Source organism: Nonomuraea thailandensis (assembly GCF_024172165.1).
GTDB lineage: Bacteria > Actinomycetota > Actinomycetes > Streptosporangiales > Streptosporangiaceae > Nonomuraea > Nonomuraea thailandensis.
Genome location: NZ_JAMZEB010000002.1, coordinates 6792953 through 6818567, shown reverse-complemented (window position 1 = coordinate 6818567; position 25615 = coordinate 6792953). Strand labels below are relative to the sequence as shown.

Genomic DNA, 25615 nt, shown 5'->3' with positions numbered 1-25615 from the left:
GCCCGGCCGTCAGGAGCCGGTCAGCACCCCGCGCAGCTTGTTGCGCGAGTCCACGTCGAGCTTGGCGAACACCTTGCGCAGGTGCCACTCGACGGTGCGCGGGCTGATGAACAGCTCGGCGCCGATCTCGGAGTTCGTCTTCCCGCCGGCCGCCAGCCGCGCGATCTGCGCCTCCTGCGCCGTGAGGACCTGCCGTTCCTCGGCCGCGTGCCGGCGTACGGACTCGCCGAGCGCCACGAGCTCGCGGCGGGCGCGGTCGGCGAAGGCCCTGGCGCCGAAGCCCTGCAACATCTCGTGGGCGGTGTGCAGGTGCTCGCGCGCCTCGGCCCGCCGGTTCTCGCGGCGCAGCCACTCGCCGTACACCAGGTGCGTGCGCGCGAGGTGGACGGCGACCCGGCTGCGCCGCAGGTGCTCGATGGCCTCGCGGTACAGCAGGTCGGCGGCCCGGCCCTCGGACACCAGCGCTCTCGACCGGGCCAGCAGGCCGAGCGCCCAGCCCGTGCCGCTGGCCAGGGTCCGTTCCTCGAGGTGGCGCAGCGCGGTCGAGGCCGCCTCGGGGGCGTTGCCGCGGGCTCCGGCCTCGACCAGCTCGATGAGGGAGAATCCGAAGAGCCCCAGGTCGTCGTACTCGTACGCCTGCTCCGCGCCGGCCAGGGCGTCCTGGTAGCGGCCGAAACCGTTGTAGACGACCGCGCGCAGGTAGGGGCGCGCGCCTATCGCCCGCCCCTCGTTCCAGGTGCTCGCCCACTCGGCGCCGGCGTCCACCACGCCCACCGCCTCGGTGTTCGCGCCACGCCACGACAGGAGCAGGACCGAGGCGTAACCGAGGTGCGAGTTGCCCGTCACCTTCAGCAGCGCGTCGGACTCCTCGATCAGGGTGGAGGCCGCGTCGAACTCGCCGGCGTGCACGTGCACGGCGGCGCGGTAGGTCAGGGCCAGCGGCAGGAAGTTGAGCGCGCCGGCCTCGCGAGCCGTGCGGACCGCGTGCGTGGTCAGCTCGTGCCACGTCTCGTCGTCGTACATGTCGCCGGCGGCCGGCCAGGCCAGCCAGAGCCAGCGCATGACGTCCTCGCCGTTGCGCCCGGCGTCCTGCCTGAACGCCTCCAGCGCGCGCTTCAGCAGCGGCGCGCCCGCGACGTAGCCGTCGGCGAACCGCGTCGCCAGGCCGTCGAGCAGCGCGTCGGCCAGCCGTGGCGGTTCGGGCCCGCGCGGCGCGGCGCGGGCGGCCTCGGCGACCCGCCGCAGCCCGCCGGGCTCGCCGAGGCGGCCGGCGAACATCGCCGACCCGATCGCGTCGAGGTACGCCTCGCGCGCCTGACCCTCGTCGGCCCGTTCGAGCCGGCCGGCCGCGTCGAGCAGCAACGGCGCCGCCTCGCCGCCGCGCCTGCGGGCGAAGAGGATCTGGGCGCGCAGCCGGGCCAGCCGCCCGCGCCGGAGCTCGTCCAGCGGGCACATCTCCGCGGCCGAGAGCAGCTCCAGCGCCGCGTCAGGAGCCCCGGCCTCGAACGTGGCCTGCGCCGCGGCCACCGCCCGGGCTCCGCGCCTGGCCGGATCGGGCGTCAGCTCGGTCGCGCGCTTGAGGAACGCGGCCGCCGCCGCCATGCCGCCGCGCGCCTGGGCCCGGTCGGCGGAGCGCTCCAGCTCGCCGGCCACGGCCTCGTCGGGCTCGACCGCCGCGTGCGCGCGATGCCAGGCCCTGCGGTCCGGGTCGGACTCCGGATCGGTCGCCTCGGCCAGCGTACGGTGCACGTCCTGGCGTTCCTCCAGGTCCGCCGCCCGGTAGGCCGCCGAGCGCACCAGCGGATGGCGGAACCGCGTCCGCGTGCCGAACTCGATCAGCTCCGCCGCCTCGGCCGCCGCCGTGGCGTCCGCCCTGATGCCGAGCCGCTCGGCCACCCGTCTCAGCAGCGAGATGTCCCCCACCGGCTCGGCGGCCGCGACCAGCAGCAGCCGTTGCGTCGCGGCCGGCAGCTCCCCGATCCGCCGCACGAAGCTCTGCTCGATCTTGCTAGCCAGCGGGCGCGCGTCAGGGCGGCCGAACCCGCCGGCCAGCTCGGCCACCGTCAGCCCTCGCGGCAGCTCCAGCAGCGCCAGCGGGTTGCCGCGGGTCTCGGCGACGATCCGGTCCCTGACCCGCTCGTCCAGCCGGCCGGGCACCACCGAGTCCAGCAGCGCGCGGGCGTCGTCGTAGCCCAGCCCCCGGATCGTCAGCTCCGGCAGCCCCCGCAACCGGTCCTCGCCCTGACCGGCCTCCGAGGTGCGCACCGCGAACACCAGCACCACCTGCTCGGCGAGCAGCCGGCGGGCGACGAAGGCCAGCGTCTGAGCGGAGACCTGGTCGAGCCACTGGGCGTCGTCCACGACGCAGACGAGCGGCTGCTTCTCCGCCACCTCGGCCAGCAGGCTGAGCACCGCCAGCCCGACCAGGAAACGGTCGGGCACGCTGCCCGCGCTGAGGCCGAACGCGACGGACAGGGCCTCCCGCTGCGGGCCGGGCAGCCGATCGAGCTGCCCCATCATCGGCAGGCACAACTGGTGCAGCCCGGCGAACGCCAGCTCCATCTCGGACTCGACGCCGGCCACCCGCAACGTCTGGCATCCCGCCGCGTTGCCCACCAGGTGGTCCGCCAGCGCGGACTTGCCCACCCCGGCCTCGCCGCGCAGCACCAGCACCTGGCTCCGGCCCGCCTTGGCCTCGGCGAGCAGCCGATCCAGCGCCTCGCACTCGCTGCGCCTGCCACGCAGGCCGAGCCGAGGAGCGCCGCTCGACATTCACCACCCCGCGCAGGTCAGGTGAGCCAGACTCTGGATGATTCGGCTCGTCCCAATTATGCACCGGACGGGTACGGTTCGGATGATCCGGTCATGGGGCCGCGAGTCGCCGGCCCCCGCGGCGCCCGTCCCGGGCACGCTCCTTCGCCGTCAGGATGAGGAGGTTCACGATGAAGTTCGCACTGCTGCTCTTCGATCCGGAGAACTACTGGGAGTCGGTCTCGGAGGAGGAGATGGAGGCGGCGCTGGCCGAGCACGCGGCGTTCGGCAGTCATCTGCGGGAGCGCGGCATCGCGTTCTCGGGGGAGGCGCTGAAGCCCGCCGCGCAGGCCAGGTCGCTGCGCCCCTCGGACCAGGGGCCGGTCTCGACCGGCGGGCCGTTCGTGGCGCTGAGCCAGGACCTGGCGGGCTACTACCTCATCGACTGCGCGGACCTGGACGAGGCCGAGGAGATCGCACGCCACTGCCCCCTGGGCGCGGGCATCGAGATCCGCCCCGTCTGGGACGGGCCGTCCTGACCGGGCGGTGCGGCTAGCGCTCGTCGGCGGGGTAGTCGGCCGAGCGGCTCACGCCGGCCCACTTCTCGGTCTCCGCGGCGCGGATCCCGGCCGCCTGCTGGGCGGCGGCGACGGCGTCGCTGCCCAGCAGGAGCCGCCGCGGCGGGTCGTCGTGGCCGACGACGTCGATGATGATCCTCGCCGCGCGGGCCGGGTCGCCGGGCTGGGCGCCGTCGGTCTCGCGCCGGTAGCGGTGGATGGCCCCCACGGTCTCCTCGTAGTCGGGGCCGACGGGGTGGATCTCCATGGAGGAGCCCTGCCAGTCGGTACGGAACGCGCCCGGCTCGACGATGACGACCTTGACGCCGAAGGGCGCGACCTCCCTGGCCAGGACCTCGGAGAAGCCCTCCACGGCGAACTTCGCGCTCTGGTAGGCGCCCATGCCCGGCGTGCCGCCGACGCGCCCTCCGATGGAGGAGAACTGCACGAACACCCCTGAGCGCTGGGTGCGCAGGACGGGCAGGGCGGCCCGGGTGACGTTCACGACGCCGAAGAAGTTCGTCTCGATCTGGGCGCGGAAGTCGTCCTCGGCCATCTCCTCGATCGGCGCGCTGTTGCCGTAACCGGCGTTGTTGACGACCACGTCGAGGCGGCCGAAGGCGGTGGTGGCCTCCTCGACGGCCCGGGAGGCCGCGGCGGCGTCGGTGACGTCGAGCGCGACCGCCCGGATCCGGTCGCCGTGCCGGGCCACCAGGTCGTCGAGCTGCTTGGGGCTGCGTGCGGTGGCGACGACCCGGTCGCCCGCGTCGAGGACGGCCTCGGTGAGGCGACGTCCGAAGCCGCGCGACGCTCCGGTGATGAGCCATGTCCTGGCCATGAGGGTTCCTCCGTACTCACGAACAACTGCCTCATCAATGTAGCACTTAGACTATGAACATCCGGCCTATTGTGACAGGAATCTCTCCATGTGCTACAGCGCAGCGCGCTGATCCCGGTACGTCTCCAGCAGCCGCAACCACACCTCGCTGATCGTGGGAAAGGGCGGAACGGCGTGCCAGAGGCGTTCCAGGGGGATCTCACCGGCGATCGCGACGGTGGCGGAGTGCAGGAGCTCGGCCACGCCCGGCCCGGCGAAGTGGCAGCCGACGACGGTGCGGCGATCGGGGTCGATGAGCGCGCGCGCCCTGCCCCGGTAACCCGGGTCGTGCTGGAGGGCGCCGGCGACGTGGCCGAGGTCGTAGTCCACGACGTCCACGTGCCGCCCGGTGCGCCGCGCCTCTGCGGTGGTGAGGCCGACACTGGCGATCTCGGGATCGGTGAAGACCACCTGAGGCACCGCCGCGAGGTCGGCGGTGCCCGCGTGGGTGCCCCACGGCGCGGTGTCGAGCGGCGTCCCGGAGGCGCGGGCGGCGATGACGGCGCCGGCGATGCGGGCCTGGTACTTGCCCTGGTGGGTGAGCAGGGCCCGCCGGTTGACGTCGCCGGCGGCGTAGAGCCAGTCACCTTGGACGGCGGTGACGGTGAAGGTGTCGTCGGTGGTGAGCCAGTCGCCGGGGGCCAGGCCGACGGTCTCGAGGCCGAGGTCGCCGGTCCTGGGCGCGCGGCCGGTGGCGAAGAGGATCTCGTCCGCGGTGAGCCTGCCGCCGTCGGACAGCAGGACGCCGACCCCGCCGCCCATGCGGACGGCGCTGCTCACGGTCACGCCGAACCGCAGGTCGGCGCCCGCCTCGCGCAGCCGCTCGGCGACGAGCTCGCCGGCGAAGGGCTCGAGCTGCGGCAGCAGCCGGTTGCCGCGGGCCAGGAGCACGACCTGGCTGCCGAGGGCCTGCCAGGCGGTGGCCATCTCGGCGGCCACGACGCCCGCGCCGACGACGACGAGGCGGCCGGGCGGCTTCGTGGCGCTGGTGGCCTCGCGGCTGGTCCAGGGGCGCAGCCCGGCGAGCCCGGGCAGGGCGGGCAGGGCGGCCGTGCTGCCGGTGCACACGGCCACGGCGTGCCTGGCCAGCAGGTGGACGGTGCCGCCGCCGGGGGTGCTCACGGCCACGCGCCGTGGCCCGTCGAGGCGGCCGTGGCCGCGCTGGAGGTCGACGCCGGCCGTCCTGAGCCATTCGACCTGGCCGTCGTCGTCCCAGTGGGCGGCCATGCGGTCGCGGTGCGCCAGCACGGCGTCGACGTCCAGGGGCGCGCCGCCCGCCTGCACCCCCGGCACGCGGGCGACCTCGGCGCGCAGGAGCGCGGGCCGCAGCAGGGCCTTGCTCGGCTCGCACGCCCAGTACGAGCATTCGCCGCCCACGAGCTCGCTCTCCACGATGACGGTGCTCAGGCCGGCGGCGGTGGTCCGGTCGGCGACGTTCTCGCCGACCGGGCCGGCCCCGATCACGACCACGTCATAGCTGCGGGTGTCTTCGGCGGTCACTGGTCCTCCATGGTGTGGCCGGGTCTCGGGAACGTCGCCGGTCAGCGGCCGGGCAGCCGTACGGTGATCTCCTGCAGGAACCAGCGGTTGCCGTCGGGGTCGGCGAACGCGGCGAACGAGCCGTAGCTGGCGCGCTCCGGGTGCGCGCCCATGACGCGGCCGGTCTCGCCGGCCTGGTGGAAGGCGCCCGTGGCGTCGTGGAACGGGCCGGTGACCTCGACGCCGCGGCCCGCCAGCTCCTCGCAGGCCTGCTCGATGTCGGACACGATCAGGTGCAGCCCCTGCGCCGTGCCGGGTGCGGCGTCGGTGAGACCTTCGCCGAAGATGATCGAGCAGGCCGAGCCCGGGGGAGTGACCTGGATGATCCGGTAGCCGTCCTTGATCGGGAAGTCCGCGTCGAGGCGGAAACCGAGCCGCCGGGTGTAGAAGTCCTGGGCGCGGTCGGCGTCGGTCACGGGCAGGACGACGACTTCGAGCTTCATGTCCATGGTGGTGGTCTTCCTTTCGGGGGTTGCGGGTTCTGTCACGTGCCGCTCAGAGGCGGTCGGCGTCCACCACGGCCTGGGCGAAGGCCGTGGGCGCCTCCTGCGGCAGGTTGTGGCCGATGCCCTTGAGCGTGCGGTGGTCGTAGGCGCCGGTGAACATGTCCCGGTAGGCCGAGCCGTCGCCCGGCGGGGCGGTGAAGGGGTCGAGCTCCGCGTCGAGGGTGATCGTCGGCACGTTGATGCGCGGCCGGGCCTGCAGCCGCCGCTCGACGGCGTCGTAGCGGCGCTCGCCCTCGGCCAGGCTCAGCCGCCAGCGGTAGTTGTGGATCACGATGGCGGCGTAGTCGGGGTTGTCGAAGGCCGCGGCCGTGCGCTCGAAGGTGGCGTCGTCGAAGTCCCACGTCGGCGAGACGGTGTCCCAGACGAGCCGGCTGAGGTCGTGCCGCTTGCCCTTGTCCCGCATGGCCTGGCGGCCCCGCTCGGTGGCGAAGTAGTACTGGTACCACCAGGCGTACTCGGCCTTCGGAGCCAGCGGGGCGAGGTTGGCCTCGAGGTTGGTGATGAGGTAGCCGCTCACCGACACCAGGGCCTTGCAGCGCTCCGGCCACAGGGCCGCGATGATGTCGGCGGTCCTCGACCCCCAGTCGAAGCCGGCGAGCACGGCCTGGTCGATCCTGAGCGCGTTCATCAGCGCGATGATGTCCAGCGCGATCGCCGACTGCTGGGCGTTGCGGAACGTCTTGGCGGACAGGAACCGCGTCGTGCCGTGACCGCGCAGGTAGGGCACGATCACCCGGTAACCCTGCGCCGCCAGCAGCGGGGCGACGTCCACGAAGCTGTGGATGTCGTACGGCCAGCCGTGCAGGCAGATCACCACCGGCCCCCCGGCCGGGCCCGCCTCGGCGTAACCGATGTCCAGCAGCCCGGCCTTGACCTGCTTCAGCGAGGCGAAGGACGTGTGCGTGCCGGGCGTGACCGCGGGCAACGCCGGGGCCGCCCCCCGGGCGGCGGCCGAGGCCGCCGGGAACGCCTGCAGGCCCGCCAGCGAGGCGACGGTCGCGCCGGTGGCCAGACCGACGACCTTGCCGAAGGTTCGCCTATCCATCATGAGGGGTCCTCCGTGTCGTTTCACAGGTGATGCGGCGTTCTTACTGTTTCGGGCGGCGGGCTCCGGCACATCAGTCAGATGACGGTGAGACACGACGTACGGCGTCCCCGCCGCCCAGCCGGCCGCGCGGGGCGGCGTTGGGTCATTCGACTGTCCCGCGTCATAACCGCCTCAGTAGCACCGCTCTTATAGCTGCAAACGCCTCACATGGATGGCGGTAAATGGCGTCATCTGCTACGGAACGGAGTATCTTTGGGCAGGTGAGAGCAGACGCGACGCGCAATCTCGAACGGGTCCTGAGCACGGGTGCCCGCATGCTCGCCGACGATCCCTCGGCCAGCATCGCCGCCATCGCCGCCGCGGCGGGAGTCGACCGCCGCACCGTCTACCGCCGCTTCGCCTCCCGCGAAGACCTGATGGCCGCCGTCTACGGGGCACGTTACGACGCGGTCGAGGAGGCCGTCGAGGCCGCCCGGCTGCGCGAGGCGCCGGTCGCGGTCGCGCTGCACCGTTACGTCGAAGGCATCATCGCGGTCAACCGCAAGTGGCCCGTGGAGACCAGCCGCATGCTCCGCGAGGAGACGCTGCGCGAGCGGCGCCGCCGGCTGGTCGAGGAGGTGGACGCCTTCCTGCGCCGCGCCACCGGCGAGGGCCTGCTGCGCGACGACCTGCCGCCCGGCTGGGTGGCGACGGTCCTGCCGCCGCTGATGGAGCACGCCGCGGGCAACCTGCCGGAGCTGAGCGCCGCACAGGCCGCCGACGTCGTGGTCGACACCCTGCTGCGCGGCGTCGGCGCGCCGCAATCGCGCTGAGCCGCCGGCTGCGTCACCGGGCCGTGGCCGAGACGAAGGTTGTCACCGCCCGGGCGAAGGCGTCCGGCTCCTCGACGTGGCCGAGGTGACCGCTGTTCTCCAGCACGACCAGGTCGGCGCGGGGGATCCCGGCGGCCAGTTCCCCGGCCCAGCGCGGGCCGCAGATGACGTCGTGGCGGCCCGCGACGACCAGGGCGGGCGCCCTGATCGAGCCGAGCGCGTCCCGGTCGTCGACGAGATCCGGGGCGAGCCGGTCGTCCAGGCCGGAGATGTAGGTGCCGGTGATGGCGAACAGGGGCGCGTACCTCTCCTGGTGGTCCCAGTAGTCGGCGAGGTAGGCGGGCAGGATGCCGCGGGCGGCGCGGGTGGTGCCCTCGTCGTCCGCGAGCGCGCCCAGCGACTCCCACGTGGCCAGGACGCCATCCAGCCCCGGCCTGCCCGCGTTGCGCCGGGCGAACTCCTCCATGTTGCGGGCCGCCTCGGCGTAGTGCTCGGGGCCCGTCACCGGGGCGCTGTCGTAGAGGATGACGCCGGCGAGCCGGTCGGGACGGGTCAGGGCGTAGTGCTGGGCGACGAAGCCGCCGTGGGAGTGGCCGAGCAGGTGCACGCGGTCCGCGCCGAGGTGGTCGATCAGCCCGTCCAGGGCCTGCGCGTAACGTTCGCGGGTGTAGCCGTGCGGGTGCGCCGGCAGCCGGCCGGAGGCGCCCGTGCCGATCGGCTCGACGTACACCATGGTGACGTGGCTCTCGGCGGCCGGCATCCGCAGGTACTCCCACGACAGGCCGGGCCCGCCCGGGTGGGCGAGCACGACGGGCCCGCTTCCCGCGACGTGGTAGCGCTGGGCGACGTTCCCGAGGTCGACAGTGTGCGTGCCGGGCGACAGCGCCGTCTGGTGGTTCGACATGGCGCCCACGCTAGGCACCGCCCGCATGCACGACGTTGAGGACGCGTATACGCGGGCATGCGGCGCACTCCCCGCCGGTCACGTGCCCCGGCGGCTGCTAGGGTGAAGGCCGATCAAGAGGCAGGAGAAGACCGGGCATGGCAGGTGACGACGACATCTCCGGGTGATACCGGAGGTTGACCGGCCCCGGCGGGCGCACCTGAGCGCCGCCGACGCGGCCCCGGTCGTCGTTCCCTGAATCCCTGTCCTCCCACCGGGCGGCCCCGGCGCGCGCCCGTGCTCTCCCCTGAGGTCTTCCCGCATGTCCGAGACGTTGATCGTCTGTTGCCGTCCCTCTTTTCCCTGCCGCCCGCTGGAGACGGGAGGGCCCGCCGATGAGTGACGCGCTGCTCGCCCGCGAGCTCGTACGGACGCTGGGCGCGCGGCGCGTGCTCGACGGCGTCTCCCTCACCGCCGCGCCCGGTCACCGGATCGGGCTGATCGGTGAGAACGGAGCGGGCAAGTCCACCCTGCTACGCCTGCTGGCCGGGCTGGACGAGCCGGACTCCGGCACCGTCGTGCGGCCCGCCGACCTGGGCTTCCTGCACCAGGAAACGCCGTTCGCCGGCGACACCACGGTCGGCGGCGTGCTCGACGACGCGCTGAGGGAGGCCCGTACGGACCTGGCCGAGCTCGACCGGCTCACCCGGGCGCTCGCCGCGGCCCCGGACGACGCCGCGCTGCTCGAAGCGTACGGGGCCAGGCTCGACCGGGCGCAACAGCGCGACTCCTGGGACGCCGGCCGCCGCGCGGAGATCGTCCTCGACCGGCTCGGTCTGGGCGGCGTGCCGCACGGGCGCGCGCTCGCGTCGTTGTCCGGCGGGCAGCGCGGGCGGCTCGCCCTGGCGGCGCTCCTGATCAGGCAACCCGCCGCGCTGCTGCTGGACGAGCCCACCAACCACCTGGACGACGCCGCCGCGGCGTTCGTGGAGGAGCGGCTGCGCGCGATGGCGGGGGCGGTGGTCGTGGCCAGCCACGACCGGGCGTTCCTGGACGCTGTCTGCACGGACCTGATCGATCTCGACCCGGCGGTGGACGGGCCCGTCCGGTACGGAGGCGGCTACGGCGCGTACCTGGCCGGGAAGCACGCGGAACGCGAGCGCTGGGAGCGGCGCCACGCCGAGGAGCAGGAGGAGCTCGGCGAGCTGCGCCGCGCCGTCGCGGTGACGTCACGGCAGGTGGCGCCGGACGGGTTGCGGCGCGACAACGAGAAGATGGGGTACGGGCACCGCGCGGGACGGGTGCAGCAGCAGATCTCGCGGCGGGTGCGCAACGCCGCCCGCCGGCTCGCCGAGCTGGAGCGCGAGCAGATCCCCGCGCCGCCGCCCCCGCTCCGCTTCCGTCCGCGCACCCTCGTCACGGCCGCCGCCGGTGCGGGGGAGGCGACCGCCACCGCCGATGCCGGCGACGACGAGGCCGTGCTGCTGTCGCTGCGGGACGTGCGCGTTCCCGGACGGCTCTCGATCGACCGGCTCGACGTGGCGCCGGGGGAGCGGCTGCTGGTCACCGGGCCGAACGGCGCGGGCAAGTCCACCCTCCTGGCGGTGCTGGCCGGCCGGCTGGAGGCGGAGGGAGCGGTGCGGCGGCGGCGCGGGCTGACCGTCGGGCTGCTGGCTCAGGACTCCGTGTTCGAGCGGCCGGACCGCACGGTGCGGGAGACGTACGAGCGGGCACTCGGCCGGGAGCGCGCCGAGTCCGTACCGCTGCTCTCGCTGGGCCTGATCGGCCGGCGTGACCTGGACCAGCGCGTGGGGGAGCTGTCGGCCGGCCAGCGCCGCCGCCTGGCGCTGGCCCTGCTGGTGGCCGATCCCCCCGGGGTGCTGCTGCTCGACGAGCCCACCAACCACCTGTCACCCCGGCTCGCGGACGAGCTGGAGGAGGCCCTCGGCGCCGGCGGGCCCGGCGGGCCCGGCGGGATCGGCGGGATCGTGGTGGCGAGCCACGACCGGTGGCTGCGCTCCCGCTGGCAGGGCCGCCGCCTCCACCTGCCATGAGACCCGTTCAGGCGCAGTCGGCCACGTGGCTCGCGCTGATGGACAGCTCCGGCCAGAACTCCCGGTAGCGGCCGGAGTGGAAGACGAGCGGCTCCCCTTCGGCCCGCTGGTAGCGCTCCACCGCCCCGACGAAGATGTGGTGGTCGCCGCCGTCGTGGACGCGCTCCGTCCGGCAGACGAAGCTGGCCAGCGTCCCGGCCAGGATCGGCAGGGGAGCGCCGAGCAGCTCCACCCCGGCGAACTTGTCGGCCGACGGCGTGGCGAAGCGCCTGGACAGGTGGTCCTGGCCGGCGGCCAGGACGTTGACGGCGAACCGCCCGGCCCGCAGGAAGAGCGGCGCGCTGGGCGCCCGGCTCGACAGGCACCAGAGCAGCAGCGGCGGATCGAGCGAGACCGAGGTGAAGGAGTTGACGGTCACGCCGGCCCGCTCCCCGCCCGGGGTGGCCGTCGTGATCACCGCCACCCCGGTCGCGAACTGCCCGAAGGCGTCACGCAGCGCTCTCATGCCGCGACCCTGCTCAGGTAGGCCTCGGCCCGGCCGGCGTCCATGAACCAGTCGGCGTAGTCGGCCGGGTCGTCGAAGCCGTTGACGAACCGGGAGGCGATCTCCGGGCGTTGCCCGGCGGCGCCCAGGAGCGCCAGGTGGTGCGGCTCGGCCGGCGCCAGCAGGGCGTTGGTCCAGCTCGTGACGTGCTGGGCCTGCGCCCAGAAGAGGTCGAAGGTCCGCCGCATCCACTCGGCGTCGAACGGCTGCCCGCCCCGTTCCACGATGGCCCGCAGGTAGGTGGCCGCGCACTTGGCGGCGTTGTTGCTGCCCTGCCCGGTGATCGGGTCGTTGAGCACCACCACGTCGGCGACCCCGAGCACCGGCGCGCCGGAGGGCAGGACGGCGACGGGCCGGCGCACCGTGGGGGCGAAGCGGCCGGTCAGGACCGCGTTGGCGTCGGTGAGCTCGATCCCGGCGCAGCGCTCGGCCTCCCACGGGAAGAAGGTCTCCAGGATCTGCCGGCTGCGCGCCAGGTGCTCGGCGGGGCCGCGCACGTCGCCCCAGCAGTCCATGGGGCCGCCCGGCACGCCCTCGAACACCATGATCTCGCAGGGGCCGGTGTGCGTGAGCGCGGGGAAGACGAAGAACTCGCCCACGCCGGGAAGCAGGTTGAAGCAGACCGCCGAGTGGCCGGGGCGGGGGGCCAGCCCGTTGACGTAGGTGACCGCCAGAGCCCGCTGCGGGGCCGCGTACGGCGAGCGCGCGGGGTCCCGCTCGAAGAGCGAGGCGATCTGCCCCTTGCCCGCGGCGACCAGGACCAGGTCGTACCGGGCCGCGTAGCCTTCCAGGTCTTCGGGCGTGGCGTCGTGCAGGACGAGCTTGCCGCCGAGCCGCTCGAACTCCTCCATCCACGCGGGCATCTTCAGCCGCTGGTCGACCGAGCGGGCCGGGACGTGCAGCCGCGCCGCCCAGTCGAGGGCCTTGCCGCCCTCCGGGCTCGGAACGGTGAGCGCGATGCCGTCGATGGGCGGGCAGACGTCCGCCCACCGGTCCAGGCCGAGCTCGCGCTCGTGGGCCTGCGCGGTGCCGAACATGGCCTGGCCGGACATCACCCGGCCGTCGCGGATGGACTCGGGGGTGCGGTTGGAGACCACGGTGACGTCGTAGCCGTGCTGGAGCAGGCCGATCGCCAGGTGGAGGCCGGCCTGGCCGGCGCCGACGATGAGGATGTCGCGCATGGTGGAGGTGTCCCTTCGCAGTCTTGGACGGAGGTGGTGATCGGCGCCTGACAAGAACGGTACGGCCGGCGCTCGCGCCGGAGCCATCCGCTGAGCGCGGATCTCATCCACCTGACGCGGAGCCTCCGCGCAGCGTCTCCGACGGCGTGCGCCCGTACCTGTCGCGGTACTGGGCGGCGAAGCGTCCCTGATGCAGGAATCCCCATCGGGCGGCCACCGTGGTCACCGTGGCCCTGGCCGGATCGGCCGTCCTGAGCTCGTCGTGCACCCGCGCCAGCCGTACCTGCCTGAGGTGGGCCATGGGCGTCAGGCCGAGGTGCGCGCGGAAACCCTCCTGGAGGGAGCGGCTGCTGACCGCGACGGCGCCGGCGATGTCGGTGGTGGTGAGCGGGAGGTGCGCGTGCCCTTCGATGAACTCCATCGCCCGGCGCACGACCTTCGGCAGGGCGGCCGGCCGGGGCGCCGTCAGCCGTTCGCGGTAGTTGGAGGGCTGCATGGTCAGCAGCAGGGTGATCAGGGCGTTCTCCAGGTGCGCGATGGCCAGCGGATGGCCGGCCAGCCCGTCGTCGCGCTCGGCCTCCCTGACGAGCAGGTCGGCCATGTCCCGCCAGGACCGGGTCCAGCCCGCCGTCAGGTCCATGCCGAGGCCGAAGACGACCGGATGGTCGAGCCGCTCGCCGAGCATCTGCTCCACCGAGCGCTCGATCGAGGCGCGCTCGAACTTGACCAGCAACTGGGGGCAGCCGGCGGCCCAGCGCATGTCGAGGTGACGGGTGGGCGAGGGCAGCGAGGCCAGCGACGGGGTGGACACGATCTCCTCGCCGCCGGCGCGGATCAGGCTGCGGCCGGCGAGCGGGATCATGACCAGGAAGAACGTGTCGAGGTCGCCCGGCTCGATGTGCACGTCGGCCCCGTAGTCCAGGTAACTGACGCGGACCGAGCCGAGCTGGACGGAGTTGAACCGGGCCGACAGCAGGTCCGCGTCCCCGGCCAGGTCCAGCCGGTGCGGGCAGAACACCTTGGCGACCTCGCCGCGGACCTCGTCGAGGTCGGAGCTGGCGAAGACGGCGCGATTGCTGAGGAGCACACCAGATGATCGTGGTCGTCGCTCCAGGCGTTCCAGGTAAAAGGACGCACACCGTCCGGCGAAGAAAATGGTGGCGGACTCCTATTTGAGAGCGTACTCTCAATATCGCTCGCGGCTCGGCGACGGCGACGGAAGGTGGCTCGTGATGGGTGACGATGTCAACGGCCTGCATCATGTGGGGCACATCGTGCGGGATCTGGACCAGGCGATGGAGCGGTATCGGCGGCTCGGCTTCACGGTGCCGGCGCCCGCCTGTCCCGTGCTGCCCCGCGTGGCGGGCGGCCCCGCCGAGCCGTTCGGGGTGGCCAACACCCACGTGTACTTCCCCGGCAACTTCGTCGAGCTGGTCGCCGTGCTGCCCGAGACCGGCCCCGCGCCCGGCGCGGTCCGCCCGATCCCGTTGCGGGTCCCCGGCGACAGGTTGCCCGGGCTGGTGGCCGCCATCCGCGCCACCGCCGGGAACATCGCCTCGTTCCTGCGGCGCTTCGAGGGGCTGCACATCATGATCGCGGACACGCCGGACCTCGACCGGGTCGCGGCGCGGCTGACCGCCGCCGGTGTCCGCCACGGTGGCGTGCACACCGTTCAGCGGCCGGTCGAGACGAGCGCGGGGACCAGGATGGAGCCCGCCCGCTACCTGGAGATCTCCGATCCCGGGCTGCCCGAGGGGCGCGTGCCGGAAGGCAGGATCGGGTTCGCCGAGAACACCGCGGCCGGGCCGCACGACGACCCGCCACGCACCGGCCATCCCAACGGTGCGACCGGGCTGGTCGAATGCGTGCTGTGCGCCCCCGACGCGGCGACGCCCGAGCTGAGGCGGCGCTACGGCGCGTACTTCGGCCGGCCACGCGACGGCTGGGCGCATGAGGACCGGGCGCGGGACGGCCGGGCGCGGGACGGCCGGGCGCATGACGGCCGGGCGCATGACGGCCGGGCGCCGGGCGCGGCCCGCTTCGAGCGGGCGGGCGTCACCGTCGTCCCCGCCTCGGAGCTCGCCGAGCTGCTGCCCGGCGAGCGTCCGGCGGCACTGCCGGCGTTCGTCGCGTACGCGGTGTCGGTGGGCGACCTCGCCGCGACCGAGCGGTTCCTGCGCCGCAACGACGTCCCCATCACCCGCACCGGCCCCGGAGAGCTGTTCGTGCCCGCGGACGCCGCCCTGGGCGTCGCGATCATCTTCCGCCAGGAGGGCTGAGGCGCGCGAGCCCGACGACGGACGCATCGCCGGGGCGCTGAACCCCCGCCACGCCCCGAGTTCACCATGCCCTGCCACCACGGGGCGTCGAGAGCCCCGATCCGGGGAGCAGCCGGCGCCTCTGGCGGCGAGAGGGTGAGACTGACGAACGCCGCCTGACGTGCGGAAACAAGGGCCGAGGCTGGGTCCGGGCGGCCCCTGCGCATTCCGGAGAATCACCTCCGTCCCGAGGCCTGAGCAAGATCTTGACCGGCTGTGGATCGCCGTGAGATATTTCCGACGATCATTCTGGTGGTGCCCGGCAAGGCGCCCGGCACGCATGCACCCCCCTCGCAGCTCGACGCCCATGCGGACGCCATTCCGGCGTGCCGTTTTCCCCTCGTGGAAGGCAACACCATGCAAGTGCGTGCACCGAACGGACAGAGTCTCGTCGTCGACGGCAACTCCCAGCCCTTCATCGGCGGCTGGGCCTACCTCATCTGGGCACACGGCCCCACCGAGGGCATCCGGTTCCAGGTGACTCCGGCCGGGTCTGCTGAAATCGTTTCCAAGCAGATGGGCGACTGGTCGCGCTACACCGTGCGTGAGGCCCAGTGGAACGGCGGCCGGCTGCTGTCCCTGGAGGACCCGGAGAGCGGCACCAACATGGTGTGGGTGGGGCCGCACAACGAGATCTCCACCTTCTTCACCGGCACGGGCGTCCCCTTCGAGACCTTCATGGACATCCTCGCCAAGTTCGACATCCAGGACACCCCGGAAGGCCTGACCATGCTGCCGCGGGCGGGCTCGGGCCTGACGCTCGCCAACCTGCTGGCGGTCAACACCATCGACCAGGTCTGCAACGTCCAGGTCAAGCCGCTCGCGGACGCCTCCGACTCGGTCCCGCGCGCCAAGGGCAAGCGCGTGCGCGGCGGCTCGATGTGGCGCGTGGACGAGCGGGACGGCGCCGGCGCCGTGCAGACCCGCTCGGCCTTCATGGTCAACGACACCACCGCGACGACCGTGATCGCCGCCCGCCCGGACGACGTGCGCTTCATCGACGTCGTGGAGTCCATCTCGTGCAGGCTGAGCTAGCTCGATGAGGGCGTTCCTCGACTCGCTGGCGGTGCTGTCCTTCCTGGGGACGGTGCTGCTGCTGTTCGCCTTCGCCGCGCTGCTGAACATGGTGCGCGAGCTGCAGGGCAAGCTGCTCCAGGCGCAGGCGGCCGTTCCGGCGGCGCCCGCCGTCAGATCGGTGGACCGGTTCGGCTCCGACGACGGCCTGCCGACGTTCGTGCTGGTCGTCTCCGAGCACTGCCCCAACTGCCGGGAGCGGGCCCACCGCCTGGCCGCCGTGGCCGGGCCGGACCTGCCCGGGCACGCCGTGCTGCTGGCCGCCGCCGAGCGGTGCGGCGAGTGGGTGGCCGGCAGCCACGTCCTGTCCCTCATCGACGCCGCCCTGCTCGGCAAGGTCGCCGTCGGCGCGACCCCGACGCTGGTCAAGTACTCCGCCGACGGGACGGAGGAATGGCGCAGGGTCGTCGGCTCCGACGACGACCTCGACGCCTTCCTCGCCGTCAGCCACTCAGAGAGGTCAAGCGCATGACAGTCGATGTCGACCGTTACTGGGCCGACGTGCCCTCCGTGGACGACGAGCCCGACACCGGCGGGCGCAGCCGCCTGACCTGGTCGGCGCCCTCCCGCCGCACCGTCTTCAAGACCATGGGCGCGCTGGGCGGCGCCCTGGCCCTGAACGTGCTGTCCGCCCTGCCGGGCAGGAACAACAGCGCCCACGCGGCGGTGGGCACCGAGTACACCAGCTGCGCCAACTACGGAAGCTGGACCGGCTACAACAACAACACCAAGGTCTGCGTCGGCGGCACCTACTCCAGGAGCTACTGCGGCTCCGACGGCTGGTTCCTGCGCTCCTCGGGCACCTGCTACAACAGCTACGCGGTCAAGGCGTGCGGCACGGGCGGCCTGGCCGCCAGGAACGCCTGGCGGTGGACGCACAGCGGCAGGAGCTACCGCTGCGCCGACGGAAACGTCGCCACCTGCGGCGGCACCTACTTCTACATCTGCTCCTGGGCTCTGTAGTTCCAGGATGGGCAACACCTACGCCGCCACCCGGGTCGCGCTCGGCATCGCGCTGAGCGCGGCTCTGGTGGCGGCCGCCCACCAACTCTGGACCCCGTCGTTCACCCCGCTCGCCTGGGCGCTGCTGGGGGTGACGGCCGGGTTCTCGCTGTCCGGCTCCGTTTGAAGCCTCAACTCAGCGGACCTGCTGACCTCGTCGGTCTGGCGAGGCAAGTTGCCGGTGTTCAGCACCGGACTCATGCTCGGCGCGCTGCTGGCCGGGCTCGTCACCGGAGCGCTCGGCGGGCTGGCGTCGATCATTCCGGAAACGGCGCGGTTGTGGCTGCTCGCCCCGATCGTCGTCGTCATCATGCTCTTCGAGCTGGCCGGGCGGCCGCTGTCGCTGCCGCAGAACCGCCGGCTCGTGCCGCAGGACGTCATCCCGCGCGCCGACTTCTCCGGGCCGCTGCAGTTCGGCTTCGAGATGGGCACCGGCGTGCGCACCTTCACCCCGACGGCGCTGCCCCAGCTGCTCGTCCTGGTGATCGTGCTGGCCGGAGGGCTGGGGCCGGGCCTGCTGGCCGGGCTGGGCTTCGGCGTGGGCAGGGCGCTCATGCCGCTCTCCCGCGCGCTCAGCGGCGACCCGCGCCGGTGGGACACGAAGTTGCTGGCCTCGACGGCATGGGTGGGGCGCCTGTGCGCCACCGGCTTCCTGCTGTCACTCGCGCTCCTCTGGACGTAGATGACGATCCTCGACACGTTGGCTGCCTGCTTCGCCCTGGCGGGCGCCGTGCTGCTGGTCGTCGCGGCGGTGCGCCGCCGCGGCGACCTGACGCGGGTGATCAGGTCGCACGGCCTGCTCCCCTCCTTCCTGGTACGGCTCACGCCGCTCATCGGGCCCGCCGAGGGCCTGGCCGGCGCGGCCGTCCTGGCCGGGTGGGCGACCGGGGAGGCCCGGCTGTTGCGGCCCGCCGCCGCGGCCGTGGCACTGTGGTACGTGGCGCTGGCCGGCTACCTGGCCGTACTGCTGCGGCGCAGGGGCGGGGTGCCGTGCGGATGCCTGGACGGCACCAGCCCGGTGTCGGCCGCCAAGGTAGGCCGCGCCGCGCTGCTCGCTCTGGCGACGGCGCCGCTCGTGGCAGGATGGCCGCCGGTACCGGCCGAGCCGGGCGCGCGGCTGGTCGCCTGCGGGCTGGCCGGCTTCGCGGCGGCGTTCGTGATCGTGGCGGGAAAGGTCGCCGACCTGCACGGAACCTCCACGGCCCACGGGCGGTAATCACTGCGACGAACCCCCGGGAGGACCAGACAATGAACCGCACGATCGCGATCGTCATCGCGCTGCTCTGCACCGCCTGCGGCACGGCGACGGCGCAGAAGACCGGGCCCGCCCCGCTCCTCCTGGAACCGGGCCAGCTCGACGACGGCCGCACGTGGACGGTCACGGGCACCTCGGAGGGGACCTGGCAGGACCTGGACGCGGCCCTGGTGCCCTGCGGGAAACCGGGCATCGCGCCGGCGGAGGCGGTGACCCGGTGGCGATCCTTCAAGGCGACGGACGGTGCCACGGTGACGCAGATCGTGGTGAGCGGGGTGGACGCCATGGACGCGTTCAAGTCCTTCCACGCGGAATGCGGCGCCGCGGGCAGCGTCGACTCGGTGGTGGGCCCCAAGAACGTCGCCCGCCACGACGGCGAGGTGGAGGTGGCGGCGATGTCGAAGGACAGGTTCATCGTGCTCGGCGGCACCGTGCCGGACACGCGGCTCCAGCAGTTCGCGGAGACCGCGCGCACCCATCTGGACACCCTGCCGTCCTAGCCCGCCGGGACGGCGCCCTCTCCGGGCCCGCGCGGCGCCGTGGGCCTGGCGGGGCGCACCGTCGGCAGGCCGGCCTCCACCCAGGCGCCGAACCCGCCGACGACATCGGTGGCGTCGTGCAGGCCGAGCTCGCGCAGCGCCGCCGCGGCCAGCGAGGACGAGTACCCCTCGGCGCAGATCACGATCCACTGGACGTGGCGGGAGGCCGCCTCGGGAATGCGGGACTCGCACGTGGGGTCGAGCCGCCACTCCAGGTGGTTGCGTTCGACCACGACGGCTCCGGGGATCTCGCCCGCGGCCCTGCGCTGGTGCTCGGGCCGGGTGTCGACGATCTTCGCGCCGCGGCCCACGGCGGCCCAGGCCTCCGCGGGCGGCAGGCGCCGCAGGCCCGCGCGGGCCCGGGCCAGCAGCCGGTCGACCTCAGGCGCGCGGGCGGAGGGCGCGCCGGTCGTCGTCGACGCGATGGGTGATTCCGCGGGCATCGAGACACTCCAGGACAGGCAGGGCGACGCGGCGGCTGGTGGCCAGGGCCACCCGCGCGTCGCTGACGGTGAAGGGCGAGGGCAGCGCCGCGAGCGCGTCCGCGGCCCGGTCCAGCGCGTCGGGCAGGAGCACGACGTTCTTTCCGATCGACAACACCGCGCCCGCGCGGATCGCGGCCGCCAGCGTCCTGCCCGTGAGGCCGAGCTCGTCCAGGCGTTCGGCGGTGGGCGCGGCGAAGGGGCGCCCGGCGAGGTCGGCGGCCAGCTTCGCGACCGCCGTGGCGATCGCGGGAGGCAGCGACCTGCCGGCGGGCAGGACACGCCCGCCCTCGATCACCAGCGGCGGCGCGACGAGCGCCTCGGCGAGCCGCCGGTCGGGCAGCCCCAGCAGCCGGGCCGCGGCGTCCACGGTGATCCCCGGATCGTGCGCGGGCCGTCGCGCGACGTGCTCGGCGAGCCGGCGTGCCAGCGACGACCAGTGCTCCGGGTCGGCGTGCCAGTCGCCGGCCACCGGAGTCCCGCCAGGAGGACAGCCCATCGCCGTGAGCTCGCCGGCCGTCAGCAGGCCGTGCCAGCGCAGCAGCGCCGCGGCGTCGGGCAGGCGCACCTCGCCGAGCGCGGCGGCTCTGGCCGCCGCGGCGCCCCGGCGCCGTAACGCGGGCGGGCGGACGTCCAGCACGAGGAGCCCGGCGACGATCTCCCGCCTGCCGGGGTCGCGGAGCAGGCCCCGATCGCCGGTCCTGAGCGGCAGCGGGCGGCCGAGGGTGAGCCGGGCGGTGTCGGGGCCGAGCACGCGGATCCTGACGGGAACGGCGGCCGATCCGACGTGGAGCACCGCCTCCTCCCGCCTGCGGCTCATCGCGGGATCGAGCCGTACGTCGATGACCCGGGCCGGCAGCCACGCCCGTGGTGTCACCAGCGCCATGCCGCGGGACAGGTCGCCGCGGCCGACGCCCCGCAGGTTGACGGCGACGCGGGCGGTCGCGCGGACCCGCTCCGCCTTCTCGCCGAGCGTCTGGAGCCCCCGGATCGCGACCCGGGCCCCGCCCGCCTCCAGCTCGTCGCCGACGCGCAGCGTTCCCCCGGTCAGGGTGCCGGTGACGACGGTCCCCGCCCCGGTGACGGTGAACACCCGGTCGATCCACAACCGGACGGCGCCGCCGGTGTCCGGCTCGGGTAACGCGGCGGCGAGCCGGGCCAGGGCGGTCTCCAGCTCGCCGAGCCCCTGCCGGGTCCGCCCGCTGACGACGACGCTGCCGATCCCCGCCAGCCCGGTCCCGCGGAGGTGATCGTGGACCTGGCTCAGGGCGGGCCCGGGATCCGCGAGGTCGGCGCGGGTGACGACCGCGAGCCCGTGCCGCACGCCCAGGGCCTCCAGGGCGGCCAGGTGCTCGGCCGACTGGGCCTGCCAGCCCTGGTCGGCCGCCACGACGAGCATCACCGCGGGGCAGGGCCCGACCCCGGCCAGCATGTTGGTGACGAACCGCTCGTGCCCGGGAACGTCGACGAACGCGATCCGCTCACCCGAGCCGAGCGTGGTCCAGGCGAACCCGAGGTCGATCGTCATGCCGCGGCGGCGTTCCTCGGCCCAGCGGTCCGGCTCCATGCCGGTCAGCGCCCGGACCAGCGTCGACTTGCCGTGGTCCACGTGCCCGGCCGTCGCGATCACGTGCACGCGTGCTCCACCGCGCCGCGTCGGTCTGCTCGCAAACGATGCCTCGATTTTCCGGATCAGCGGAGGCGGACGGGAATCGAACCCGCCGCGCCGAGATGCTCGGCGCCACTGGTTTTGAAGACCAGGAGGGTCACCAGACTCCTGAACGCCTCCGAAGCTGATCATAGACCCGCGAACGACCGCATTTCCCGCCGTTCACGGGCGGACGATGACAGTGTGCCCGGTGTGCTCGATCAGCTCGCCGATCACGGGGGCGCCGGGGATCTCGCCGGCGACGAGCAGCCCTCCTGAGGTCTGCGCGTCGGCGAGGAGCAGCAGCGTCTCCTCCGGGACGCCGCGGTGGTCGAGGTGGGGGGTCACCCAGTCGAGGTTGCGCTGCGAGCCGCCGGGCACGAACCCCTCCCGTACGGCCTGCGCCGCGCCGTCCAGCACCGGAACGGCCGGGGCGTGGATCACGGCGGTCACACCGGAGGCCCGGGCGAGCTTGTGGAGGTGACCCAGCAGGCCGAAGCCGGTGACGTCCGTGGCGCACCGGATCCCGGCGGCCAGGGCCGCGCGGGAGGCCTCCGCGTTGAGCCGGGTCATGGTCTCCACGGCGTGCGGGAACACCTCGCCGGTGCGCTTGTGCCGGTTGTTGAGCACGCCCAGGCCGAGCGGCTTGGTCAGCGACAGCGGCAGGCCGGGGCGGCCGGTGCTGTTCTGGAGCAGCCGGTCGGGGTCGGCGGCGCCGGTGACGGCCAGGCCGTACTTGGGCTCGGCGTCGACGACGCTGTGCCCGCCGGCCAGGTGGCAGCCCGCCTGCGCGGCCACCTCCGCGCCGCCCCGCAGCACCTCGGAGGCCAGCTCGTAGGGTAAGCGGTCGGGGGGCCAGCACAGCAGGTTGAGCGCGACCAGCGGGCGCCCGCCCATGGCGTAGACGTCGGAGAGCGCGTTGGCCGCGGCGATGCGGCCCCAGTCGTAGGGGTCGTCGACCACCGGGGTGAAGAAGTCGGCCGTGCTGATGATCACGGTGCCGTCCTGGGTGCGGACCACGGCGGCGTCGTCGCCGGATTCCAGACCCACCAGGAGCTCCGCTTCCGGGTGCCGCGGGAACGGCAGGCGCGAACTGCTCAGCAGCAGCTCCAGGTCCGCCGCGGGGATCTTGCAGGCGCAGCCGCCGCCTTGGGCGTACTGTGTGAGCCTCGTCATGATCGTACTCTAGGGTGATGGCAGACCATCGTCGCTCCATCCCGCGGACGGACGCGCTGCTCGCCGACCCCCGGCTGGTCGAGGCGCGCAGGCGGCTCGGCCACGCCCAGGTCAAGGGCGCGATCGTCGCGGCGCAGCGGCGCGCCAGGGAGGGCGAGCTGGCGCCGGAGGAAGTGCTGGCCGCGGTGCTGGCGGCGCTGCCCGCCTCCGCCTCCGGCCTGCGGCCGGTGATCAACGCCACGGGCGTGCTGCTGCACACCAACCTGGGCCGCGCCCCGCTGTCGGCCGCCGCCCGGCAGGCGGTGGAGCTGGCCGCCGGGGTCACCGACGTCGAGCTCGACCTCGGCACCGGCGGCCGGGGCAGGCGGGGGCGCACCGCGCTGGCCGCGCTGGCCGCCGCCGTCCCCGCTGCCGAGGCGGTCCACGTGGTGAACAACAACGCCGCCGCGCTCGTGCTGGCGGCCACCGCGCTGGCGGCCGGAGGCGAGATCGTGATCAGCCGGGGCGAGCTGATCGAGATCGGCGACGGGTTCCGCCTGCCCGACCTGCTCGTCTCCACGGGGGCGCGGCTGCGGGAGGTCGGCATGACCAACCGCACCGCCGTCGAGGACTACGCCGGCGCGATCGGGCCGCTGACGGGCATGGTGCTGAAGGTGCACCCGTCCAACTACCGGATCGAGGGCTTCACGGCCGACGTGCCGGTGGAGCGGCTGTCGGCGCTGTGCCGCGAGCGCGGCGTCCCGCTCGTCGCGGACGCCGGCTCCGGGCTGCTGGCTCCCGAGCCGCTGCTGCCCCGCGAGCCCGACGTCACGAGCTGGCTGAACGAGGGCGCCGACCTCGTCACCACCAGCGGCGACAAGCTGCTCGGCGGCCCCCAGTGCGGGCTGCTGTTCGGCCGGGCCGACCTCGTGGAGCGGTTGCGCCGCCATCCTCTCGCCCGCGCGCTGCGGGTGGACAAGATCACGCTGGCGGCCATGGAGGCCACGGTCGCCGGCCCGCCGACCCCCACCCGGGAGAGCCTGCACGCCGATCAGGCCGCGCTGAGGTCGCGCGCCGAGAGCCTGGCGGCCCGGCTGCGTGACAAGGGCGTCGGCGCCGAGGCCGTCGACAGCCGCAGCGTGGTCGGCGGCGGCGGGGCGCCGGGGGTGTCCCTGCCGAGCGCCGCCGTCGCGCTGGACGGGCGGGTGGCCGCCGCGTTACGCCGGGCGCGGCCGCCCGTCCTGGCCCGCGTGGAGAACGGCCGGTGCCTGCTCGACCTGCGCGCGGTGCCGGCCGAGCACGACGACACGCTGCTGGCCGGGGTCCTGGCCGTGCTGGCGGGGGAGTGACGCGCAGGTCAGTTGGTACGCGTGAAGTGCAGCAACCAGGGGCCCTCGTGCCCGATGTCGGCCAGCGGGCGGACCTCCTTGCCGTTCAGGTCCACGACGCCGGCGTGGCCGTCGCGATAGACGAGCAGGTGGTCCTCGTTCCACCAGCCCCACAGCACGCTCTTGTCCGGCAGCGCCACGCGCGCCTGCCGCGCGCCGGTGCCGGCGTCCAGGACGCACGCCGCCGTGGCCTTGCCGGGGCACACGGTGATGAGCCGCCGGCCGGAGGGGCTGAACCACTGGTCGCTGCTGTCGTTGGCGATCACGTCCTGGTAGCTGCGCAGCACGCGGCCGCCGAGGTCGTAGGCCCGCACGCCGGTCCTGCCGGAGCGGCGGATGACGCCGGACCCGTCAGGCAGCCACACGTAGGCCGCGGTGCCGGTGCCGGGCGCCGCCACGCGGACCAGCCGGCTGCCGCGCGCGGCGAGGTCCACGACGACGAACCCGACGGCCTCGTCGGAGTCGTCCTCGTCGAGCACCGCGGTGAGGAGCAGCCGCCGCCCGTCCGGGGACCACTGCGGCGTGCGCACCACGAGGGGCAGGTCCACGGTCGGGATGGTGTGGCGGGCGCCGGTCGCGCGGTCGGTGACCTCCACGTCGTTGTTGTTCTCGGAGGCGAACTTCGGGGCGCTGTAGACGGAGGCGATCGTGGCGCCGTCGGGGGAGACGACGGGGTCGCGGTACTCGGTCAGCCTGTGGAAGGTGCCGGCCCCGGGATCCCGGACGTACGCCGGCCTGCTGACCTTCCCCTTCTCCTCGAAGTGGAAGGAGGTCAGCCGGTACGGGTCGGAGGGGTGCTCGCGAAAGACGGCGTTCAATCCCGGGACGGACACGGTGGAGGCCGGGACGGCGGGGGCGCCGCTGAGTCTCGGTGGCGCGGGCGTGGTGGCCGCGGGCCGCGGCCTGGCGGCGGGCTCGGCCGGCGCGTACACCCGGACGACCGTGACGGTCGCGGTCAGCGCGACGGCCAGCGCGCCGGCGCCCATCGCCGCCCGCCGCCAGGCCCGTGCCCGGGACGGCCCGGACGGCCGCGTGGGGGAGCGCGCCTGCGCAGGCGCCGAGTCCTCCCCGGCCTCGGCGGCGCCCTCGGCGAGCAGCCGGTCGGAGGGCGGCGCCCCGGCGCCCTCGGCGAGCAGCCGGTCGGAGGGCGGCGCCCCGGCGGCCGTGCCGGGCAGCCGGCCGGAGTGGGGCGGGCCGGCGGGCCGGCCGAGCAGCCGCAGCAGCACCTCGCTGGCGCGCGGCCGGCGGGACGGGTCCTTGTCCAGGCACTCGGTGACGAGGTCGCGCAGGTCGCCGTCCAGCGTGCCCACGTCGGGCTCCCCGCTGAGGACGCGGCGCACCACGGCGGCGACGGCGTCCGCGCCGAACGGCGGGTGGCCGTTGGCGGCGAAGGCCATGGTGGCGCCCCAGGAGAACAGATCGGCCGCGGGCCCGGCCACGACGTCGTCGAACTGCTCGGGCGCCATGTACGACGGCGTGCCGACCGGCCCGCCGCCCGTGGCCTCGCCGCCCACGGCCCTGGCGATGCCGAAGTCGATGACGCGGGGCCCGTCGGCACCGAGCAGGACGTTGCCCGGCTTGAAGTCGCGGTGCACCACCCCCGCGCGGTGGATCGCGGCCAGGGCGGTGATCGTGCCGATGGCGAGCCGGCGCAGCTCGCGCCCGCGCAGCGGCCCCCGCTCGCGCACCGCCTGCTGCAGCGAGGGCCCCTCGATGTACTCGCTGACGATGTACGGGCGCCCGCCCGCCGTCCCGGTCGTCAGCACCTGCGCCGTGCAGAAGGACGCCACCCGGGGCAGCACCTCGGCCTCGCGCCGGAACCGGGCCGCGTCCACCTCGTCGGGCGGGCCGTGCAGCGTCTTGACCGCGACGAGGTCGCCCGCTTCGGTCTCGGCCAGGTAAACGACTCCCTGCCCGCCCGCGCCGAGCCTGCCCACGATCCGGTGCCCGCCGATGGACTCCGGGTCGCCGTCGCGCGGCGGCATGGCGGAGGGCGGCATCG

At 74.2% G+C, this 25615-nt stretch carries 25 protein-coding genes and 1 tRNA gene; 12 read left to right on the top strand and 14 right to left on the bottom strand.

What is annotated here, in order from left to right; translation table 11 throughout:
- Nucleotides 1-9: 9 nt before the first annotated feature.
- Nucleotides 10-2772: a helix-turn-helix transcriptional regulator gene (locus HD597_RS35210; protein ID WP_253747701.1), complete on the bottom strand. Its 2763-nt coding sequence runs from the start codon at nucleotides 2770-2772 to the stop codon at nucleotides 10-12.
- Nucleotides 2773-2942: 170 nt separating this feature from the next.
- Between HD597_RS35210 and HD597_RS35205 the strand changes: the two genes are divergently transcribed.
- Complete coding sequence (locus HD597_RS35205) at nucleotides 2943-3290, top strand: YciI family protein (protein ID WP_253747699.1); 348 nt, start codon at nucleotides 2943-2945, stop codon at nucleotides 3288-3290.
- A 13-nt stretch (nucleotides 3291-3303) separates the two neighbouring features.
- On the opposite strand, the gene HD597_RS35200 is transcribed toward HD597_RS35205, so the two are convergent.
- The 4 genes from HD597_RS35200 to HD597_RS35180 form a co-directional block, all read right to left on the bottom strand.
- A complete protein-coding gene (locus HD597_RS35200) occupies nucleotides 3304-4146 on the bottom strand; it encodes an oxidoreductase (protein ID WP_253747697.1) in 843 nt (280 codons plus the stop codon).
- 93 nt (nucleotides 4147-4239) lie between these two features.
- Nucleotides 4240-5685, bottom strand: coding sequence for a dihydrolipoyl dehydrogenase family protein (locus HD597_RS64950; RefSeq protein WP_308210753.1), 1446 nt, complete (start codon nucleotides 5683-5685; stop codon nucleotides 4240-4242).
- Nucleotides 5686-5726: 41 nt separating this feature from the next.
- Entirely contained in the window at nucleotides 5727-6167 is a 441-nt protein-coding gene (locus HD597_RS35185; RefSeq protein ID WP_253747695.1) for a VOC family protein, read from the bottom strand.
- A gap of 52 nt (nucleotides 6168-6219) precedes the next feature.
- Nucleotides 6220-7278, bottom strand: coding sequence for an alpha/beta fold hydrolase (locus HD597_RS35180; RefSeq protein ID WP_253747693.1), 1059 nt, complete (start codon nucleotides 7276-7278; stop codon nucleotides 6220-6222).
- 260 nt (nucleotides 7279-7538) lie between these two features.
- On the opposite strand from HD597_RS35180, the gene HD597_RS35175 reads away from it, so the two are divergent.
- Entirely contained in the window at nucleotides 7539-8090 is a 552-nt protein-coding gene (locus HD597_RS35175; RefSeq protein WP_253747691.1) for a TetR/AcrR family transcriptional regulator, read from the top strand.
- Nucleotides 8091-8103: 13 nt separating this feature from the next.
- Here the strand turns inward: HD597_RS35175 and HD597_RS35170 are convergent, their stop codons facing one another.
- Nucleotides 8104-8994, bottom strand: coding sequence for an alpha/beta fold hydrolase (locus tag HD597_RS35170; RefSeq protein WP_253747689.1), 891 nt, complete (start codon nucleotides 8992-8994; stop codon nucleotides 8104-8106).
- A gap of 374 nt (nucleotides 8995-9368) precedes the next feature.
- On the opposite strand from HD597_RS35170, the gene HD597_RS35165 reads away from it, so the two are divergent.
- Nucleotides 9369-11027: an ABC-F family ATP-binding cassette domain-containing protein gene (locus tag HD597_RS35165; RefSeq protein ID WP_253747687.1), complete on the top strand. Its 1659-nt coding sequence runs from the start codon at nucleotides 9369-9371 to the stop codon at nucleotides 11025-11027.
- 7 nt (nucleotides 11028-11034) lie between these two features.
- On the opposite strand, the gene HD597_RS35160 is transcribed toward HD597_RS35165, so the two are convergent.
- From HD597_RS35160 to HD597_RS35150, 3 genes are all read right to left on the bottom strand, one after another.
- Entirely contained in the window at nucleotides 11035-11532 is a 498-nt protein-coding gene (locus HD597_RS35160) for a flavin reductase family protein (RefSeq protein ID WP_253747685.1), read from the bottom strand.
- Nucleotides 11529-12752, bottom strand: a complete 1224-nt coding sequence (locus HD597_RS35155; RefSeq protein WP_253747683.1) for a styrene monooxygenase/indole monooxygenase family protein — start codon at nucleotides 12750-12752, stop codon at nucleotides 11529-11531. The genes HD597_RS35160 and HD597_RS35155 overlap by 4 nt, the downstream gene beginning before the upstream one ends.
- Nucleotides 12753-12855: 103 nt before the next feature.
- Nucleotides 12856-13839: an AraC family transcriptional regulator gene (locus tag HD597_RS35150; RefSeq protein ID WP_253747681.1), complete on the bottom strand. Its 984-nt coding sequence runs from the start codon at nucleotides 13837-13839 to the stop codon at nucleotides 12856-12858.
- 145 nt (nucleotides 13840-13984) lie between these two features.
- On the opposite strand from HD597_RS35150, the gene HD597_RS35145 reads away from it, so the two are divergent.
- The 8 genes from HD597_RS35145 (at nucleotide 13985) to HD597_RS35110 (ending at nucleotide 18901) form a co-directional block, all read left to right on the top strand.
- On the top strand, nucleotides 13985-15031 hold the full coding sequence (locus tag HD597_RS35145; RefSeq protein ID WP_253747679.1) for a VOC family protein: 1047 nt from the start codon (nucleotides 13985-13987) through the stop codon (nucleotides 15029-15031).
- 402 nt (nucleotides 15032-15433) lie between these two features.
- Nucleotides 15434-16105: a hypothetical protein gene (locus HD597_RS35140; protein WP_253747677.1), complete on the top strand. Its 672-nt coding sequence runs from the start codon at nucleotides 15434-15436 to the stop codon at nucleotides 16103-16105.
- 4 nt (nucleotides 16106-16109) lie between these two features.
- A complete protein-coding gene (locus HD597_RS35135; RefSeq protein ID WP_253747675.1) occupies nucleotides 16110-16616 on the top strand; it encodes a hypothetical protein in 507 nt (168 codons plus the stop codon).
- Nucleotides 16613-17107: a hypothetical protein gene (locus HD597_RS35130; RefSeq protein ID WP_253747673.1), complete on the top strand. Its 495-nt coding sequence runs from the start codon at nucleotides 16613-16615 to the stop codon at nucleotides 17105-17107. Before HD597_RS35135 ends, HD597_RS35130 begins: the two co-directional genes overlap by 4 nt.
- 7 nt (nucleotides 17108-17114) lie before the next feature.
- Nucleotides 17115-17273 carry a hypothetical protein gene (locus HD597_RS35125; RefSeq protein WP_253747671.1) on the top strand — a complete coding sequence of 53 codons (159 nt, stop codon included), beginning with the start codon at nucleotides 17115-17117 and terminating at the stop codon, nucleotides 17271-17273.
- A gap of 54 nt (nucleotides 17274-17327) precedes the next feature.
- Nucleotides 17328-17828: a hypothetical protein gene (locus tag HD597_RS35120; protein WP_253747669.1), complete on the top strand. Its 501-nt coding sequence runs from the start codon at nucleotides 17328-17330 to the stop codon at nucleotides 17826-17828.
- Nucleotides 17829-18362 (top strand): MauE/DoxX family redox-associated membrane protein, encoded by a 534-nt coding sequence (locus tag HD597_RS35115; RefSeq protein ID WP_253747667.1) that lies wholly within the window; start codon nucleotides 17829-17831, stop codon nucleotides 18360-18362.
- A gap of 32 nt (nucleotides 18363-18394) precedes the next feature.
- The gene (locus tag HD597_RS35110; protein ID WP_253747665.1) at nucleotides 18395-18901 is read left to right on the top strand and encodes a hypothetical protein; all 507 of its coding nucleotides are present in this window, start codon (nucleotides 18395-18397) and stop codon (nucleotides 18899-18901) included.
- Here the strand turns inward: HD597_RS35110 and HD597_RS35105 are convergent.
- The 4 genes from HD597_RS35105 to selD all read right to left on the bottom strand — a co-directional run bounded on the left by HD597_RS35105 (nucleotide 18898) and on the right by selD (nucleotide 22246).
- Complete coding sequence (locus tag HD597_RS35105) at nucleotides 18898-19383, bottom strand: rhodanese-like domain-containing protein (protein ID WP_253747663.1); 486 nt, start codon at nucleotides 19381-19383, stop codon at nucleotides 18898-18900. The two genes, HD597_RS35110 and HD597_RS35105, sit on opposite strands and share 4 nt — an antisense overlap.
- Nucleotides 19322-21058 carry a selenocysteine-specific translation elongation factor gene (selB, locus tag HD597_RS35100; protein WP_253747661.1) on the bottom strand — a complete coding sequence of 579 codons (1737 nt, stop codon included), beginning with the start codon at nucleotides 21056-21058 and terminating at the stop codon, nucleotides 19322-19324. The genes HD597_RS35105 and selB overlap by 62 nt, the downstream gene beginning before the upstream one ends.
- 59 nt (nucleotides 21059-21117) lie before the next feature.
- Nucleotides 21118-21211 (bottom strand) — tRNA-Sec (locus tag HD597_RS35095).
- Nucleotides 21212-21253: 42 nt separating this feature from the next.
- The gene (gene selD, locus HD597_RS35090) at nucleotides 21254-22246 is read right to left on the bottom strand and encodes a selenide, water dikinase SelD (protein ID WP_253747659.1); all 993 of its coding nucleotides are present in this window, start codon (nucleotides 22244-22246) and stop codon (nucleotides 21254-21256) included.
- A 17-nt stretch (nucleotides 22247-22263) separates the two neighbouring features.
- Between selD and selA the strand changes: the two genes are divergently transcribed.
- Nucleotides 22264-23574 carry an L-seryl-tRNA(Sec) selenium transferase gene (selA, locus tag HD597_RS35085; RefSeq protein ID WP_253747657.1) on the top strand — a complete coding sequence of 437 codons (1311 nt, stop codon included), beginning with the start codon at nucleotides 22264-22266 and terminating at the stop codon, nucleotides 23572-23574.
- Nucleotides 23575-23582: 8 nt separating this feature from the next.
- On the opposite strand, the gene HD597_RS64945 is transcribed toward selA, so the two are convergent.
- Entirely contained in the window at nucleotides 23583-25613 is a 2031-nt protein-coding gene (locus HD597_RS64945; protein WP_276083101.1) for a protein kinase domain-containing protein, read from the bottom strand.
- Nucleotides 25614-25615 lie beyond the last annotated feature (2 nt).

Bases quoted from the DNA above. Each gene is read 5' to 3' on its own strand.
- HD597_RS35110 (WP_253747665.1), top strand. From the start codon at position 18,395: ATGAACCGCACGATCGCGATCGTCATCGCGCTGCTCTGCACCGCCTGC.
- HD597_RS35145 (WP_253747679.1), top strand. From the start codon at position 13,985: ATGGGTGACGATGTCAACGGCCTGCATCATGTGGGGCACATCGTGCGG.
- HD597_RS35115 (WP_253747667.1), top strand. From the start codon at position 17,829: ATGACGATCCTCGACACGTTGGCTGCCTGCTTCGCCCTGGCGGGCGCC.
- HD597_RS64945 (WP_276083101.1), bottom strand. From the start codon at position 25,613: ATGCCGCCCTCCGCCATGCCGCCGCGCGACGGCGACCCGGAGTCCATC.
- HD597_RS35160 (WP_253747685.1), bottom strand. From the start codon at position 11,532: ATGAGAGCGCTGCGTGACGCCTTCGGGCAGTTCGCGACCGGGGTGGCG.
- HD597_RS35105 (WP_253747663.1), bottom strand. From the start codon at position 19,383: ATGCCCGCGGAATCACCCATCGCGTCGACGACGACCGGCGCGCCCTCC.
- HD597_RS35135 (WP_253747675.1), top strand. From the start codon at position 16,110: ATGAGGGCGTTCCTCGACTCGCTGGCGGTGCTGTCCTTCCTGGGGACG.
- HD597_RS35155 (WP_253747683.1), bottom strand. From the start codon at position 12,752: ATGCGCGACATCCTCATCGTCGGCGCCGGCCAGGCCGGCCTCCACCTG.
- HD597_RS35170 (WP_253747689.1), bottom strand. From the start codon at position 8,994: ATGTCGAACCACCAGACGGCGCTGTCGCCCGGCACGCACACTGTCGAC.
- HD597_RS35210 (WP_253747701.1), bottom strand. From the start codon at position 2,772: ATGTCGAGCGGCGCTCCTCGGCTCGGCCTGCGTGGCAGGCGCAGCGAG.
- HD597_RS35205 (WP_253747699.1), top strand. From the start codon at position 2,943: ATGAAGTTCGCACTGCTGCTCTTCGATCCGGAGAACTACTGGGAGTCG.
- selA (WP_253747657.1), top strand. From the start codon at position 22,264: ATGGCAGACCATCGTCGCTCCATCCCGCGGACGGACGCGCTGCTCGCC.
- HD597_RS35180 (WP_253747693.1), bottom strand. From the start codon at position 7,278: ATGATGGATAGGCGAACCTTCGGCAAGGTCGTCGGTCTGGCCACCGGC.
- HD597_RS35165 (WP_253747687.1), top strand. From the start codon at position 9,369: ATGAGTGACGCGCTGCTCGCCCGCGAGCTCGTACGGACGCTGGGCGCG.
- HD597_RS35185 (WP_253747695.1), bottom strand. From the start codon at position 6,167: ATGAAGCTCGAAGTCGTCGTCCTGCCCGTGACCGACGCCGACCGCGCC.
- selD (WP_253747659.1), bottom strand. From the start codon at position 22,246: ATGACGAGGCTCACACAGTACGCCCAAGGCGGCGGCTGCGCCTGCAAG.
- HD597_RS35200 (WP_253747697.1), bottom strand. From the start codon at position 4,146: ATGGCCAGGACATGGCTCATCACCGGAGCGTCGCGCGGCTTCGGACGT.
- HD597_RS35130 (WP_253747673.1), top strand. From the start codon at position 16,613: ATGACAGTCGATGTCGACCGTTACTGGGCCGACGTGCCCTCCGTGGAC.
- HD597_RS35125 (WP_253747671.1), top strand. From the start codon at position 17,115: ATGGGCAACACCTACGCCGCCACCCGGGTCGCGCTCGGCATCGCGCTG.